Raw genomic sequence first — 14,892 nt, forward strand, 5'->3', positions numbered from 1 at the left:
CCGCACCCCAGCCGATACGAAACCGACCATGGCCGCGCTGTTCAACCGCATCCCGCCGCTCCATCTGCTGATCGCCTTCGAGGCGGCGTCGCGGCTGGGCAGCTTCGCCCGCGCGGCCGAGGAACTGTCGGTGACGCCCAGCGCGGTGTCGCACCGGATCAAGAACCTCGAGGAGCTGTGGGGCGAAGACCTGTTCGTGCGCGCCAACACCGCGCTGCGGCTGACCGCGGCCGGCACGCGCTATCTGCGCAATGTGCAGGACGCGCTCAAGTCGCTGAACGAATTGGCCCGCCCCGAGTACAACAAGATGCGCACGCGGCTGCGGGTCGCCACGCCGCCGACCTTCGGCCGTCAGCATCTGGTACCGCGGCTGCCCGAGTTCGGTGCGCTCTACCCGCATATCGACCTGGAATTGCAGCTGGCGATTCCCTTCCTCGATGTGAAGGCCGAGGACACCGACGTCGAGATCCGCTATGGCACGGGCCGCTATCCGGACCTGAAGACCACGCGGCTGCTGGTCGAGCCGGTGTTTCCGGCCTGCGGGCGCGAGTACTATGAACGGATCGACGGACGCTCGATCACGCGCCCCGAGCACCTGGCGAATCTGGTGCTGCTGCGCAGTCCGCTGGAGCCGTGGAAGCCGTGGTTCGAGACCGCCGGGCTCGACTGGCCCGAGCCGCAGAGCGGCCCGCAGTTCAACGACATCGGCTTCATGCTGGAGGCGGTCGCCTCGAATCAGGGCGTGGCCCTGGTGCGCCAGCGCATGGCGCGGCACTGGCTGTCGCTGGGCCAGATGGTGCGGCTGCTCGATATCGAATCGGAGTCGCCGCATGGCTACTACATCGTCGAGCGCGAACAGGCGCCGCTCAAGCCCGAGGCCCGCTACTTCGTCGACTGGCTGCTCAGCCTCGAGTGGTGAATTGGTGAGGCGCGGCGCCGGCGCGGCCTGAAACGCCGCGCAGCACCGCGATGCCGCCCCGGCATGAACGAATTTGATCGGCGCGGCGCGCCGAATTCACGTGCGGCGGCGGCTGCACGGCCATCGCCTGCGCTATAGTCTGCCGTCCCCGCCTCGCCCGCGCCGCCAGGGCCGCGAGGCCATACAGGAGTCGCCATGAACGCCCCGCAAGACGCCGCCATCCCCGCGGCCTCCTCCGCCGCGCAGGCCGCCGCGCTGTCGCCCGAGCAGACCGCCGAGCTGCTGCGCGAGCTCGCGCGCATCCTTCCCGAGCCGGCGCTGCTGACGCGCCCCGAAGACACCGTGCCGTATGAATGCGATGGCCTGGCGGCCTATCGCCAGGTGCCGCTCGCGGTGGTGCTGCCCGATAGCGAGGAACAGGTGATCGCGATCCTGCGGCTGTGCCACCGGCTGCGCGTGCCCGTGGTGCCGCGCGGCGCCGGCACCAGCCTGTCCGGCGGCGCGATGCCGATCGCCAGCGGCGTGGTGCTGTCGCTGGCCAAGTTCAAGCGCATCGTGTCGATCGATCCGCTGTCGCGCACCGCCGTGGTCCAGCCGGGCGTGCGCAATCTGGCCATTTCCGAAGCCGCCGCGCCGTACGGCCTGTACTACGCGCCCGATCCCTCGTCGCAGATCGCCTGCACCATCGGCGGCAATGTCGCCGAAAATTCCGGCGGCGTGCATTGCCTGAAATACGGCCTGACCGTTCACAACGTGCTGCGCGTGCGCGCGATCACGATGGAAGGCGAGGTCGTCGAATTTGGCAGCGCCGCGCCCGATGCGCCGGGCCTGGACCTGCTGGCGGTACTGATCGGCTCCGAAGGCATGCTGGCGGTCACCACCGAGGTCACCGTCAAGCTGGTGCCGCGCCCGCAGCTGGCGCAGGTCATCATGGCCAGCTTCGACGACGTCGAGAAAGGCGGCAATGCGGTCGCCGACGTGATCGCGGCCGGCATCATCCCGGCCGGGCTCGAGATGATGGACAAGCCGGCGACCGCCGCGGTCGAGGAATTCGTCCATGCGGGCTACGACCTCGACGCGGCCGCGATCCTGCTGTGCGAGTCCGATGGCACGCCCGAGGAAGTGGCCGAGGAAATCGAGCGGATGAGCGAGGTGCTGCGCGCCTCCGGCGCGACCCGCATCGCGGTGTCGCAAAGCGAGCCAGAGCGGCTGCGCTTCTGGAGCGGCCGCAAGAACGCCTTCCCCGCCGCCGGCCGGATCTCGCCCGACTACTACTGCATGGACGGCACCATCCCGCGCAAGCACATCGGCACGCTGCTCAAGCGCATCGAGCAGATGGAGCACAAGTACGGCCTGCGCTGCATCAACGTGTTCCATGCCGGCGACGGCAACATGCATCCGCTGATCCTGTTCGATGGCGCGGACCATGACGAGTGGCAGCGCGCCGAGCTGTTCGGCGCCGACATCCTGGAGACCTGCGTCGAGCTCGGCGGCACCGTCACCGGCGAACACGGCGTCGGCGTCGAGAAGCTCAATTCGATGTGCGTGCAGTTCGCGCCCGAGGAGCGCGAGGCCTTCCTGCGCGTCAAGGCGGCCTTCGACCCGGCGCGGCTGCTCAATCCGGACAAGGCCATCCCGACGCTGGCGCGCTGCGCCGAATACGGCAAGATGCATGTGCGCCGCGGCCTGCTGCCGCATCCGGACCTGCCGCGCTTCTGAGCGCGGCCCGCACGCCGATGGCCAATTACCGCCAAGCCCCTCGCAACGACGGCCCGCGCCAGGCGCCGCGCGACGATCCGCGCCGCCGCCAGGAAGCCTTCGTGCGCCAGTATCTGGGCAAGCCGGAGACCGGCTGGCGCCAGCGCTGGTACACGATCATCTTCGAGGCCGATACGCGCGAGGGCCGGCAGTTCGATGTCGCGCTGCTGCTGGCGATCGTCGCCAGCGTGCTGGTGGTGATGTTCGACAGCGTGCCGGCGATCCACGCGCGGCTCGGCGTGGGCTTCACCGTGCTCGAGTGGATGTTCACGCTGCTGTTTACCGCCGAGTACGTGATGCGCATCCTGGTGGTGCGGCGGCCGCTGCGCTACGTGTTCAGCTTCTTCGGCATCATCGACTTCATCTCGATCATGCCGACCTGGCTGGCCTTCTTCATGCCGGAGCTCGCCTTCCTGATCGACGTGCGCCTGCTGCGGCTGCTGCGCGTGTTCCGGATCCTGAAGCTGACCGTCTACTTCGAGGAGGCGCAGATCCTCTATCGCGCGCTGGCCAACAGCCGGCGCAAGATCGCTGTCTTTCTCGGCACGGTGTTCATCATCACCGTGATCCTCGGCACCGTGATGTACGTGGTCGAAGGACCCGAGAATGGCTTCGTCAGCATTCCGCGCAGCATGTACTGGGCCGTCGTGACGCTGACCACCACGGGCTACGGCGACATGGTGCCCAAGACCGCGTTCGGGCAATTCATCACCTCGCTGACGATCCTGCTGGGCTACGGCATCATCGCCTTCCCGACCGGCATCGTCGGCGCGGAACTGGCCGCCAGCATCATCCGGCGCCCGCTGACCACGCGCACCTGCGTGCATTGCCTGACGGAAGGGCACGACCCCGACGCCTCCTATTGCAAGCACTGCGGCAAGAAGCTGCCGCCGTATCAGGCCGAGGTCGGCGACAACGCCTGACGCTGCGCGACGACGAACGACCGAGCCACAGAACCAGAGCGCCCGCCGGCGCGGCCGCGTGCCGCGCGCAGGACGCCCCGAACCACAGAAAACCAGAACCCCAGCCATCCCTGCCAACGCCATGCAAGACAAGCTCGACGCCTTTCGCGATGCCATCCGGCACGCCGCCGCCAGCCGTACGCCGCTGCGCTTCACCGGCGGCGGCAGCAAGGACTTCTACGGCCAGCCGCCCCAGGGCGAGGTGCTGGACACGCGCGGCCATGCCGGCATCGTCGACTACGACCCCGCCGAGCTGGTGATCACCGCGCGCTGCGGCACGCCGCTGGCCGAGATCGAGGCGACGCTGGCCGAACGGCGCCAGATGCTGGCCTTCGAGCCGCCCCACTTCGCCGGCGCCGATGGCGTCAGCCGGGCGACGCTGGGCGGCGCGGTCGCGGCCGGCCTGTCCGGTCCGCGCCGGCAGTCCGTTGGCGCGCTGCGCGACTTCGTGCTCGGCGTGCAGATGATGGACGGCCGCGGCGATACGCTGCAGTTCGGCGGCCAGGTGATGAAGAACGTCGCGGGCTACGATGTCTCGCGGTTGATCGCCGGTTCGCTCGGCACGCTCGGCCTGATTCTCGAGGTTTCGCTGAAGGTGCTGCCGGTGCCGTTCGACGACGCCACGCTGTGCTTCGAGCTGGGCGAGGCCGAGGCGCTCGAGCGCCTGAACCAGTGGGGCGGCCAGCCGCTGCCGATCGCGGCCTCGGTCTGGCACGACGGCGTGCTGCACGTGCGGCTGTCCGGTGCGGCGGCGGCATTGCGGGCCGCGCGCGAGCGTCTCGGCGGCGAGGCGATGGAGCAAGGCGAGGCGCAGGCGCTGTGGCAGGCGCTGCGCGAGCAGACCCATCCGTTCTTCGCGCCGTCCCATGCCGGCGCGCCGCTGTGGCGCCTGGCGGTGCCGACCACGGCCGCGCCGCTGGCGCTGCCTCCGGCGGCGGGCGGCACGCAGCTGATCGAATGGGGCGGGGGCCAGCGCTGGTGGATTCCGGCGCAGCCGGTACCGGCAGCGCAGGTGCGCGCCATCGCGCAGGCCGCGGGCGGGCACGCCACGCTGTTCCGCCACGGCGACAAGTCGGAAGGCGTGTTCACGCCGCAGTCCGCGCCGCTGATGGCGATCCACGCGCGGCTGAAGGCGGCCTTCGATCCGGCCGGCATCTTCAATCCGGGGCGGTTGTACCCGGAGCTCTGAAGCGGCGCTCGCTTCGTTCATTCGCTCATTCGCCCATTCGTCCATTCGCCCATTCGCTAGACAAGCGTCCCGGCAAGTCCCCGCGACAAACCCGAACAGCAAGCCAACCGACAAGCCGGCGCGACAAACCCTCTGGTCCCTATCATGCAAACGACCCTGGCCGATTTCCTCCGCGACACGCCCGATGGCGAAGAAGCCAAGTCCATCGTCGGCAAGTGCGTGCACTGCGGCTTCTGTACCGCGACCTGCCCAACCTACCAGCTGCTCGGCGACGAGCTCGATGGCCCGCGCGGGCGCATCTATCTGATGAAGCAGGTGCTCGAGGGCAATCCGGTCACCGAAAGCACGCGGCTGCATCTGGACCGCTGCCTGACCTGCCGCAACTGCGAGTCGACCTGCCCGTCCGGCGTGACCTACGGCCGGCTGGTCGACATCGGCCGCCAGGTCGTCGACGAGCGGCTGGCCGAGCAGGGCCTGCATCGGCCGGCGCGCCAGCGCATCGCGCGCTGGGTGCTGCGCGAAGGGCTGACGCGCCCTCGCCTATTTGGGGCGGCGATGCGCATGGGGCAGCTGGTGCGTCCGCTGCTGCCCGAGGTGCTGCGCAACAAGGTGCCGGTCGCCGCGCCGGCCGGCGCATGGCCGCAACGCGAGCACGCCCGCAAGATGCTGCTGCTGGCCGGCTGCGTGCAGCCGTCGATGTCGCCCGGCATCAATGCCGCCACCGCGCGCGTGTTCGATCGTCTCGGCGTGCAGATGGTGGTCGCGCCCGAGGCCGGTTGTTGCGGGGCAATCCGCTATCACAATGGCGACCATCCGGGCGGCCTCGACAATATGCGGCGCAATATCGATGCATGGTGGCCGCATGTCGAGGCCGGCGCCGAGGCCATCGTGATGAACGCGTCGGGCTGCGGCGTGATGGTCAAGGAGTACGGCCATCTGCTGCGCCACGACCCGGAGTACGCCGAACGCGCGGCGCGCATCTCGGCGCTGACGCGCGACGTGTCCGAGCTGCTGCCCGCGTTCGCCGAGCCGCTGAAACGGCTGGCCGAGGCCGCGCCGCCGCCCGAGCAACGGGTCGCGTGGCACCCGCCCTGCACGCTGCAGCACGGCCAGCAGATCCGCGGCAAGGTGGAGGCGCTCTTGACCGCACTCGGCGTGGAGGTCAAACTCTGCGCTGACAGCCACCTGTGCTGCGGATCGGCGGGCACCTACTCGGTGCTGCAGCCGGACCTGGCCTATCGCCTGCGCGACGACAAGCTCGCCAAACTGCAGGCCACGCAGCCGGACACCATCGTGTCCGCCAATATCGGCTGCATCACCCATCTGCAAAGCGGCACGCAGACGCCGGTGCTGCACTGGATCGAACTGGTGGATCGCATGCTCGGTTGACGATGCGCGGGGGCTGCCGCCGGTGGAATCGCGGTGATTCCGCCTGGCCGACCAACCTGCCCCTCGCATGCTTCAGACGCTTGCCATCCTGCTGGTATTCCAATCCGTGGGCGAGGTGTTCAGCTACGCGCTGCGCCTGCCCGTTCCCGGTCCCGTGATCGGCATGATCCTGCTGTTCTGCTGGCTCGCGATCGACGATCGCCTGCTGGCCGTGATCCAGGGCACCACCGCCGAACTGCTCAAGCACCTGTCGCTGCTGTTCGTGCCGGCCGGCGTCGGCATCATGGTGCACGGCAGCCGCATCGGCGGCGAATGGATGCCGATCATCGTCGCGCTGGTGCTGTCGACCTGGCTGGCGATCGCCACCACGGCGCTCGTCACGCGCGCGCTGATGCGCAAGCCTCCGGCTTCGCCGTCCGCCCCTTCCAGCCCTTCCGCGGACGATGCCGCGAACGGCACGGGGCAGACGCGATGACGCCGCGCCTGAACGAGATCTGGGTCTATCTGGCCGCCAGCCCGCTGCTCGGGCTGACCGCGACGCTGCTGGCCTATGTGTTCGCCTTCCGCATCTACGAGCGCGCGCGTTTCTCGCCGCTGGCCAATCCGGTGATGATCTCGGTCGCGCTGCTGGTCGCGGTGCTGACCGTGACCGGTACGCCGTACCAGACCTACTTCGACGGCGCCCAGTTCGTCCACTTCCTGCTCGGCCCGGCCACCGTGGCGCTGGCGGTGCCGCTGTACCAGCAATTGCCGAAGCTGCGCGCGCACGTGCTGCCGCTGCTCTGCGGGCTGCTGGCAGGCTCGCTGGTCGCGGTGGTGTCGGCGGTCGGCATCGCCTGGCTGCTGGGCGCCTCGCCCGAGGTGGTGCGCTCGCTGGCGCCCAAGTCGGTGACCATTCCGATCGCGATGGGCGTCGCGGAAAAGATCGGCGGCCTGCCGTCGCTGACCGCCGTGCTGGTGATGGGCACCGGCATCATCGGCGCGATCAGCGCGACCAAGATCCTGAACCTGCTCGGCATGCGCGACTACAGCGTGCGCGGCTTCGCCACCGGCCTGGCGGCGCATGGCATCGGCACCGCGCGCGCCTTCCAGGTCAACCAGGAGGCCGGCGCCTTCGCCGCGCTCGGCATGGGCCTGAACGGCGTGCTGACCGCGGTGCTGGTGCCCTTGCTGGCGACGTGGATGCCGCGCTGATTTGCGCCGATCGGCGCTGAACCCGCCGCAGCGCGCTTCGGCGCCGGCAACGCAGGACCGAACGACAACCGACCGGGAGAACGCGATGGTACTGAAGCTGGCTCTGGCGCTCGTCTCGCTGTTCGTGCTGTGGGGTGCGCTGGCGCCCGATCAGCTCGGCGCGACGATGCAATGGCTGCTGACGGGCGTGATTGCCCGCTTCGGCTGGTTCTATCTGCTGACGATGTTCGGCTTCCTGGTGTTCGCGCTGTACCTGGCGTTCGGCCGCTTCGGCAGCATCCGGCTTGGCGGCGAAGACGCGGAACCGCAGTTCCACCGGCTGAGCTGGTTCTCGATGCTGTTCGCCGCCGGCATGGGCATCGGCCTGGTCTTCTGGGGCGTGGCCGAACCGGTGTCGCACCTGATCAAGCCGCCGCAGGGGCTCGAACCGCTGACGCCGCAGGCTGCCGGCACCGGGCTGCGCTACGCACTGTTCCACTGGGGCCTGCATCCGTGGGCCGCCTATTCGGTCGTCGCGCTGGCGCTGGCCTTCTTCCAGTTCAACCGCGACCGGCCGATGCTGATCAGCACCACCTTCGAGCCGCTGATCGGCGCGCGCGCCAACGGGCCGCTCGGCAAATGGATCGACGTGCTGGCGCTGATCGCCACGGCCTTCGGCGTCGCCACCTCACTGGGGCTGGGCGCGCTGCAGATCAATGCCGGCCTGTACCGGGTGTTCGGCGTGCCCAACGATATCGCGGTCGAGCTGATCATCATCGCGGTGGCCGGGGCGCTGTACATCCTGTCGTCGCTGAGCGGGCTGACGCGCGGCATCCAGTGGCTCAGCAATCTGAACATGGTGCTGGCCGTGCTGCTGCTGTTGACGGTGTTCGTGCTGGGGCCGACCTCGTTCATCCTGGATGCGCTGACCACCACGATCGGCGCCTATCTGGACAACCTGATCGGCATGAGCATGCGGATGACGCCGTTCAGCCAGGGCACCTGGGTCGCCGACTGGACACTGTTCTACTGGGCCTGGTGGATCGCCTGGGCGCCGTTCGTCGGCACCTTCATCGCGCGCATCTCGAAGGGCCGCACGATCCGCGAGTTCATCGTCGGCGTGCTGCTGGCGCCGACGCTGATCAGCTTCCTGTGGTTCGGTGTGTTCGGCGGCGCGGGCCTGTATGCGTCGATGTTCCAGAACGTGCCGGTGGTGCAGGCGGTCCAGCAAGATCCGTCGCTGGCGCTGTTCGCGCTGCTGGACGCCTACCCGGCGGCGACGCTGACATCGATCCTGGCGATCGTGCTGGTCACCGTATTCTTCGTGACCTCGGCGGACTCGGCGACCTTCGTGCTCGGCATGATGTCCGACCACGGCAATCCGCGTCCGCCGGCGCGGCTCAAGCTGATCTGGGGCGTGCTGATCGCGCTGATCGCCGGCGTGCTGCTGGTGTCCGGCGGCCTCAAGGGATTGCAGTCGATGTCGATCCTGGCGGCGCTGCCCTTCGCGGTGGTGATGGCCGCGATGTGCGTCAGCCTGTTCCGTGCGCTCGACGAGGAATCGACCCGGCTGGAACGCCGGCACCGCGCGCGCGACCGGCTGCTCGAGCGTCTGCTGCGCGACCGCGAAACCCAGCCGCCGGCGGGGCCGCCGCAGGACTGAGCGGCCGCTGGCGACGGCCGGCGCCGGCTCGGTGCGCCGGCTCGGTGCGCCGGCTCAGTGCGCCGGCTCAGTGCGCCGGCTCAGTGCGCCGGCTCGGCCAGCAGCGTCTCGATGTCGGCCTCGATGTCCTCCGGCCTGGTGGTCGGCGCGTAGCGCTTGTACACCGTGCCGTCGCGGCGCAGCAGGAACTTGGTGAAGTTCCACTTGATCGCCTCGATGCCGAGCAGGCCCGGCTTCTGCCCGGTCAGCCAGCGATACAGCGGATGCGCGTTGGCGCCGTTGACATCGATCTTGGCGAACATCGGAAAGCTGACCTGGAAGCGCGATTCGCAGAACTGGCCGATCTGCTGCGCATCGCCGGGCTCCTGCTTGCCGAACTGGTTGCAGGGAAAGCCCAGCACCGCGAAGCCGCGGCCCGCATGGCGCTCGTGCAGCCGCTGCAGCCCGGCGTACTGCGGCGTGAAACCGCATTCGCTGGCGGTATTGACGATCAGCAGCACCTTGCCCTCGAACTGCGATAGCGATACCGGTTGGCCGGCCAGCGATTCGGCGGTGAACTGGTAGACATTGTCCATGGCGTGTTCCTGTCGGCGATTGGGTCGGGAGCAAACACTATAATGGCCTACCCCTAGTTGCCAACCGTTTCTTTTGATGTTTGCCGAATCATGTCGGTCATAGCCGCGAATCTGCAAGCCGTGCGCCGGCGCCTTGCCGCCGCCGAACTCGAGGCGGGCCGATCGGCCGGCGACGTATCGCTGCTGGCGGTGTCCAAGACCTTTCCGCCCGGGGCCGTGCGCCAGGCTTTCGAGGCGGGCCAGCGCGCCTTCGGCGAAAACTACGTGCAGGAAGGACTCGACAAGATCGCCGCGCTGGCATCGTTGCGCGAGCAGCTGTCCTGGCACTTCATCGGCCCGCTGCAAAGCAACAAGACACGTGCGGTGGCCGAGCACTTCGACTGGGTCCATTCGGTCGACCGGCCGCGCATCGCCGAGCGGCTGTCGGCGCAGCGCCCGGCCTCGATGGGGCCGCTGCAGGTCTGCATCCAGGTCAATATCAGCGGCGAGGCCAGCAAGAGCGGTGTGGCGCCAGCCGACGTGCTGCCCCTTGCCCGCGCGATCGCGCCGCTGCCCAATCTGCATCTGCGCGGGCTGATGGCGATTCCCGAGCCCGAGGAAGACATCGCGGCCCAGCGCCGCCCGTTCGCCGCGCTGCGCGCGCTGCTGGCCACGCTGCGCGAGGACGGGCTGGCGGTCGACACGCTGTCGATGGGCATGTCCGGTGACCTCGAAGCGGCGGTGGCCGAAGGCGCGACCATCGTGCGCGTCGGCACCGCGATCTTCGGCTCCCGTCCGCGGCCGGCCTGAACCCGGCCTGAATCGGGCCGGAACCCGGCCGTCCACCTTCCGATTCCCACGTTCCAGACTCACAGCGAGACCCACCCATGCTCACCACCCTGACCTTCGGCTTCGTCGGCGGCGGCAACCTTGCCACCGCGCTGATCGGCGGCCTGATCGCCCGCGGCGTGCCGCCGACGTCCATCCGCGTCGCCGACCCGTACGCGCCGGCACGCGAGCGGCTCGCGCGCGAACAGCGCGTGCATACCGTCGAGACGCCCGATGTCGAACTGGCCGGCAGCGACGTGATCGTGATGGCGACCAAGCCGCAGCAGTTCCGCGAGGCGGCCGAGCAGCTGCTGCCGCATCTGCGCGCCGCCGGCAGCCGCAGCCTGGTCATCAGCGTGGCCGCCGGCATCCGCCTGCAGGACATCCAGCGCTGGCTCGGGGGCCATGCGCGCGTGGTGCGCGCGATGCCGAATACGCCGGCGCTGGCCGGCAAGGGCATGACGGGCTTGAGCGCGCCAGCGAGCCTGTCGGCCGAGGACCGCGCGATCGCCACCGCGCTGGCCGAGGCGGTCGGCCAGTGCGTCTGGCTCGACAACGATGCGCAGATGGATGCGGTCACCGCGGTCTCCGGCAGCGGCCCGGCCTATGTGTTCTACGTGATCGAGGCGATGGAGCGCGCGGCCACCGAACTGGGGCTGACCGCGGCGCAGGGCCGCCAGCTGGCGATCGAGACCTTCCGCGGCGCGGCCGCGCTGGCTGCGCAGTCGAGCGAGCCGGTGGCCACGCTGCGCGAGCGCGTGACGTCCAAGGGCGGCACGACCTACGCGGCGCTGACGGTGCTGGAACAGTCGGGTGTCGGCGACGCCTTCGTCAAGGCGGTCCATGCCGCCGCGGCGCGCGGCGCGCAGATGGGCGAGGAATTCGGCAAGGAAGGTTGAGTCCGGAGCCAGCGCCAGGATCGCTGTGGTCCCCGCGCAGGCGGGGACCCAGCGGCTTTCAGCCGCCCCCTTGGAGTCGCTGGGTTCCCGCCTGCGCGGGAACGACAGGCTCTACCGCAGCGCGTACGCCAACGCGGTGCCGGCAAACACCCAGGCGCCCAGCCAGTTGTTGTGCCGGAATGCCGCGAAGCACTGCATGCGGTCGCGCCCGCGGATCAGCGTGTAGTGATACAGCGCGGTTGCCGCGGCGGCCGCCAGGCCGAGCCAGTACGGCCAGCCCAGCCCGAGCATGCTGCCGGCCAGCGCCATCAGCGCGAGGAAGCCGGCATAGCAGATCATGATCGCCGCGACGTCGAAGCGGCCGAAGGTAATCGCCGAGGTCTTCATGCCGATCAGCAGATCGTCGTCGCGATCGACCATCGCGTAGGCGGTGTCGTAGGCGACCGACCAGAACACATTGGCCAGCAGCATCAGCCAGGCCACCGGCGGCACCTGCTCCTGCACCGCGGCGAACGCCATCGGGATGCCGAAGCCGAACGCGATGCCCAGATAGGCCTGCGGGATCGCGAAGAAGCGCTTGAAGAACGGATAGGTCGCCGCGACGATCACCGCGACCACCGACAGCCACTTGGTCAGCGCGTTGAGCGGCAGGATCAGCAGAAAGGCCAGCACGGCCAGCGTGCCCGCCACCGCCAGCGCCTCCCAGGGCTGGATGCGCCCGGCGGTCAGCGGCCGCTCGCGGGTGCGCTTCACGTGCTTGTCGAAGTCGCGGTCCGCCCAGTCGTTCATCGCGCAGCCGGCCGATCGCATCAGGAAGGTACCGGCCACGAAGATCCAGAAGATCGGCCACGGCGGCGGGCCGCCGGCCGCCATCCACAGCGCCCACAAGGTCGGCCACAGCAGCAGCAGCGTGCCGATCGGCTTGTCGATGCGCACCAGGCGCGCGTATAGGGCGAAACGTTCGAACATCGGGGTCGGGCGGTGGGAGGGGGACAGCGGCACGGGCGGACGGGCAGGAAGCGGGATCGGGAACGAGGCCCAGCGGTTGCCATCAGGTTCGGTTGCCCCTGGCGAGGCCCCTGTTGCAACCTGGAACGATGCGCCGCCGGCATCGGCGGCGCATCGTCACGACACCGGCCCGGTCAGGCCAGCATCGAGCGCAGCATCCACGCGGTCTTTTCGTGGGTCTGCATGCGCTGGGTCAGCAGGTCGGCCGACGGCTCGTCGGCGGCGGCCTCGACCAGCGGGAAGATCGAGCGCGCGGTGCGCACCACGGCCTCCTGGCCCTCGACCAGCTTGCGGATCATCTCGGTGGCCTCGGGCACGCCCTCTTCCTCCTGGATCGACGACAGCCGCGCGTATTCCTTGTAGGTGCCCGGTGCCGGATAGCCCAGCGCGCGGATCCGTTCGGCGATCGAGTCGACCGCCAGCGCCAGTTCGTTGTACTGCGTCTCGAACATCAGATGCAGCGTGTTGAACATCGGGCCGGTGACGTTCCAGTGGAAGTTGTGCGTCTTCAGATAAAGCGTGTAGGTGTCCGCCAGCAGCTTGGACAGGCCCTCGGCGATCTTCTTGCGGTCCTTGTCCGAAATCCCGATGTTCACGCTCATCTCGTTCTTCTTCGCCATGATCGATACGCTCCGTTCTGATGTGGCCACGACTAACTGCGGAAAAATGCGACGGGCCGCGTGCGGGATCTCCGCCTGCGGCCCGGCATCGCATTATGGCATCCCGCGGCGAATGCGGACAAACCCGCACGCGCCGGCTGGACGCCCCGCGACGATCGTCAACGTACGTTCAGCGCCTGCTCCACCCCCTGCGCATAGGCCGGGTCGATCTTGCGGAAGTGCGCCAGCTGGACCTGGACGATGTCGGCCGGCACGCCCTGCATCGCCGCCGCGATATTGCCGAACAGCCGTTGGCGCTGGCCTTCGTCGAACAGCTGGAACAGCGCGCGCGGCTGGCTGTAGTAATCGTCGTCGTCCGCCCGGTGGTCGAAGCGGTCCGCCACCGCGCCGACCGCCAGCGGCGGCTCGACCGCGCGCTCGCCGGCCGCGAAGGCGCCCTGCCGGTTCGGCTCGTAGTTCAGCTTGCTGCCCTGGTTGCCGTCGACGCGCATCGCCCCGTCCCGGTGGAAGCTGTTGTGGAACGGGCATTTCGGCGCGTTGACCGGAATCTGGTGGTGATTGACGCCGAGCCGGTAGCGCTGCGTGTCGCCGTACGAGAACAGCCGCCCCTGCAGCATCCGGTCCGGCGAGAAGCCGATGCCCGGCACGATGTTGGACGGGTTCATCGCAACCTGCTCGACCTCGGCGAAGTAGTTGTCCGGATTGCGGTTCAGCTCCAGCACGCCGACGTCGATCAGCGGGTAGTCGGCATGCGGCCAGACCTTGGTCAGGTCGAACGGATTGATCCGATAGGTCGCCGCGTCGGCCTCCGGCATGATCTGTACCTGCAGCTTCCAGCGCGGGAAATTGCCCTGCTCGATGTTCTCGTAGTCGCGCTGCGCGCTCTCGCGGTCGCCGGCCACGACCTTCGCCGCTTCCTCGTTGGTCCAGTTGGCGATGCCCTGCTGCGACTTGAAGTGGAACTTGACCCAGAAGCGCTCGCCGGCGGCGTTGATGAACGAGTAGGTGTGCGAGCCGAAGCCGTGCATCTGCCGGTAGTTCTGCGGCAGGCCGCGATCGCTCATCAGGATCGTGACCTGGTGCAGCGATTCGGGATGGCGCGACCAGAAGTCCCAGACCGCGATCGGGTCGCGCAGATTGGTGCGCGGATTGCGCTTCTGCGTGTGGATGAAATCGGGGAACTTCAGCGGATCGCGGACGAAGAACACCGGCGTGTTGTTGCCCACCACGTCCCAGTTGCCCTCGTCGGTATAGAACTTGACCGAGAAGCCGCGCACGTCGCGCTCGGCATCGGCGGCGCCGCGCTCGCCGGCCACGGTCGAGAAGCGCAGGAACAGCGGGGTCTGCTTGCCGACTTCGGCGAAGATCGAGGCCTTGGTGTACTGCGTGATGTCGTGCGTCACCGTGAAGGTGCCGTGGGCGCCCGAGCCCTTGGCGTGCACGCGGCGCTCGGGAATGACCTCGCGGTCGAAATGCGCGAGCTTCTCCAGGAACCAGACGTCCTGCAGCAGCATCGGACCGCGCACGCCGGCGGTCAGCGAATTCTGGTTGTCGGCGACCGGCGCGCCGGCGGCGGTGGTGAGGATGTCCTTGTCCTTGCTCATCGTGACCTCTGCTGGTGGGGATACGGGGAATACGGGGAATACGGAGATACGGGGGTGCGCGGAACGGCTGCGCAAAACGGCTGCCCCAACGAGCGCGAGACTACGCGCCGTTTGCGATGCCGCCGTGACGCCGCGTTCGCCGGCCGTCAATAGACGGTGGCGAAACAGGCCAGGCAGTCGGTCAGCTGACGGCGCAGGTCGCGCCAGACGGGTCCCGGGGCGAGCAACGACAAGGGACGATTGCGGGTCATGCTGACTCCTTCTGCGAGCGGTATCGTGCGTCGATGGAAGGAGTTTAACAATCACCTATTGGTATGGGAATTTAA

General features: G+C 68.7%; 14 protein-coding genes. 10 read left to right on the forward strand and 4 right to left on the reverse strand.

The window, feature by feature from the left end:
* Window positions 1-28: 28 nt before the first annotated feature.
* The 8 genes from FOB47_RS22150 (at window position 29) to FOB47_RS22185 (ending at window position 9,053) form a co-directional block, all read left to right on the forward strand.
* Window positions 29-919, forward strand: coding sequence for a LysR substrate-binding domain-containing protein (locus FOB47_RS22150; RefSeq protein WP_006575626.1), 891 nt, complete (start codon window positions 29-31; stop codon window positions 917-919).
* 195 nt (window positions 920-1,114) lie between these two features.
* Window positions 1,115-2,638, forward strand: coding sequence for an FAD-linked oxidase C-terminal domain-containing protein (locus tag FOB47_RS22155; RefSeq protein ID WP_174782139.1), 1,524 nt, complete (start codon window positions 1,115-1,117; stop codon window positions 2,636-2,638).
* Between the two features lie 17 nt (window positions 2,639-2,655).
* Window positions 2,656-3,600, forward strand: coding sequence for an ion transporter (locus FOB47_RS22160; protein WP_170265881.1), 945 nt, complete (start codon window positions 2,656-2,658; stop codon window positions 3,598-3,600).
* Window positions 3,601-3,721: 121 nt separating this feature from the next.
* Window positions 3,722-4,828, forward strand: coding sequence for a glycolate oxidase subunit GlcE (gene glcE, locus FOB47_RS22165; protein ID WP_174782140.1), 1,107 nt, complete (start codon window positions 3,722-3,724; stop codon window positions 4,826-4,828).
* 144 nt (window positions 4,829-4,972) lie between these two features.
* Window positions 4,973-6,217 (forward strand): glycolate oxidase subunit GlcF, encoded by a 1,245-nt coding sequence (glcF, locus tag FOB47_RS22170; RefSeq protein ID WP_174782141.1) that lies wholly within the window; start codon window positions 4,973-4,975, stop codon window positions 6,215-6,217.
* 67 nt (window positions 6,218-6,284) lie between these two features.
* Window positions 6,285-6,692 carry a CidA/LrgA family protein gene (locus FOB47_RS22175; RefSeq protein ID WP_053822477.1) on the forward strand — a complete coding sequence of 136 codons (408 nt, stop codon included), beginning with the start codon at window positions 6,285-6,287 and terminating at the stop codon, window positions 6,690-6,692.
* Window positions 6,689-7,411 carry an LrgB family protein gene (locus FOB47_RS22180; RefSeq protein WP_053822478.1) on the forward strand — a complete coding sequence of 241 codons (723 nt, stop codon included), beginning with the start codon at window positions 6,689-6,691 and terminating at the stop codon, window positions 7,409-7,411. Before FOB47_RS22175 ends, FOB47_RS22180 begins: the two co-directional genes overlap by 4 nt.
* 85 nt (window positions 7,412-7,496) lie before the next feature.
* Entirely contained in the window at window positions 7,497-9,053 is a 1,557-nt protein-coding gene (locus tag FOB47_RS22185; RefSeq protein WP_006578594.1) for a glycine betaine uptake BCCT transporter, read from the forward strand.
* 80 nt (window positions 9,054-9,133) lie between these two features.
* Here the strand turns inward: FOB47_RS22185 and FOB47_RS22190 are convergent, their stop codons facing one another.
* The gene (locus tag FOB47_RS22190) at window positions 9,134-9,628 is read right to left on the reverse strand and encodes a glutathione peroxidase (RefSeq protein WP_174782142.1); all 495 of its coding nucleotides are present in this window, start codon (window positions 9,626-9,628) and stop codon (window positions 9,134-9,136) included.
* A gap of 90 nt (window positions 9,629-9,718) precedes the next feature.
* Here FOB47_RS22190 and FOB47_RS22195 point away from each other — a divergent pair, with 90 nt between their 5' ends.
* Together FOB47_RS22195 and proC are read left to right on the forward strand one after the other, a co-directional pair.
* Window positions 9,719-10,417 (forward strand): YggS family pyridoxal phosphate-dependent enzyme, encoded by a 699-nt coding sequence (locus tag FOB47_RS22195; protein ID WP_174782143.1) that lies wholly within the window; start codon window positions 9,719-9,721, stop codon window positions 10,415-10,417.
* Window positions 10,418-10,494: 77 nt separating this feature from the next.
* Window positions 10,495-11,334, forward strand: a complete 840-nt coding sequence (gene proC / locus FOB47_RS22200; protein ID WP_174782144.1) for a pyrroline-5-carboxylate reductase — start codon at window positions 10,495-10,497, stop codon at window positions 11,332-11,334.
* A 111-nt stretch (window positions 11,335-11,445) separates the two neighbouring features.
* On the opposite strand, the gene ubiA is transcribed toward proC, so the two are convergent.
* The 3 genes from ubiA to FOB47_RS22215 all read right to left on the reverse strand — a co-directional run bounded on the left by ubiA (window position 11,446) and on the right by FOB47_RS22215 (window position 14,566).
* Window positions 11,446-12,303 (reverse strand): 4-hydroxybenzoate octaprenyltransferase, encoded by an 858-nt coding sequence (gene ubiA / locus FOB47_RS22205; RefSeq protein WP_174782145.1) that lies wholly within the window; start codon window positions 12,301-12,303, stop codon window positions 11,446-11,448.
* 173 nt (window positions 12,304-12,476) lie between these two features.
* Window positions 12,477-12,962, reverse strand: coding sequence for a Dps family protein (locus FOB47_RS22210; protein WP_006577618.1), 486 nt, complete (start codon window positions 12,960-12,962; stop codon window positions 12,477-12,479).
* 158 nt (window positions 12,963-13,120) lie between these two features.
* Entirely contained in the window at window positions 13,121-14,566 is a 1,446-nt protein-coding gene (locus tag FOB47_RS22215) for a catalase (protein WP_174782146.1), read from the reverse strand.
* Between the last annotated feature and the right edge of the window lie 326 nt (window positions 14,567-14,892).

The organism is Cupriavidus gilardii (assembly GCF_013347325.1).
GTDB lineage: Bacteria > Pseudomonadota > Gammaproteobacteria > Burkholderiales > Burkholderiaceae > Cupriavidus > Cupriavidus gilardii.

Bases quoted from the DNA above. Each gene is read 5' to 3' on its own strand.
- FOB47_RS22150 (WP_006575626.1), top strand. From the start codon at position 29: ATGGCCGCGCTGTTCAACCGCATCCCGCCGCTCCATCTGCTGATCGCC.
- glcF (WP_174782141.1), top strand. From the start codon at position 4,973: ATGCAAACGACCCTGGCCGATTTCCTCCGCGACACGCCCGATGGCGAA.
- FOB47_RS22160 (WP_170265881.1), top strand. From the start codon at position 2,656: ATGGCCAATTACCGCCAAGCCCCTCGCAACGACGGCCCGCGCCAGGCG.
- FOB47_RS22215 (WP_174782146.1), bottom strand. From the start codon at position 14,566: ATGAGCAAGGACAAGGACATCCTCACCACCGCCGCCGGCGCGCCGGTC.
- ubiA (WP_174782145.1), bottom strand. From the start codon at position 12,303: ATGTTCGAACGTTTCGCCCTATACGCGCGCCTGGTGCGCATCGACAAG.
- FOB47_RS22195 (WP_174782143.1), top strand. From the start codon at position 9,719: ATGTCGGTCATAGCCGCGAATCTGCAAGCCGTGCGCCGGCGCCTTGCC.
- glcE (WP_174782140.1), top strand. From the start codon at position 3,722: ATGCAAGACAAGCTCGACGCCTTTCGCGATGCCATCCGGCACGCCGCC.
- FOB47_RS22185 (WP_006578594.1), top strand. From the start codon at position 7,497: ATGGTACTGAAGCTGGCTCTGGCGCTCGTCTCGCTGTTCGTGCTGTGG.
- FOB47_RS22190 (WP_174782142.1), bottom strand. From the start codon at position 9,628: ATGGACAATGTCTACCAGTTCACCGCCGAATCGCTGGCCGGCCAACCG.
- proC (WP_174782144.1), top strand. From the start codon at position 10,495: ATGCTCACCACCCTGACCTTCGGCTTCGTCGGCGGCGGCAACCTTGCC.
- FOB47_RS22210 (WP_006577618.1), bottom strand. From the start codon at position 12,962: ATGGCGAAGAAGAACGAGATGAGCGTGAACATCGGGATTTCGGACAAG.
- FOB47_RS22155 (WP_174782139.1), top strand. From the start codon at position 1,115: ATGAACGCCCCGCAAGACGCCGCCATCCCCGCGGCCTCCTCCGCCGCG.
- FOB47_RS22180 (WP_053822478.1), top strand. From the start codon at position 6,689: ATGACGCCGCGCCTGAACGAGATCTGGGTCTATCTGGCCGCCAGCCCG.
- FOB47_RS22175 (WP_053822477.1), top strand. From the start codon at position 6,285: ATGCTTCAGACGCTTGCCATCCTGCTGGTATTCCAATCCGTGGGCGAG.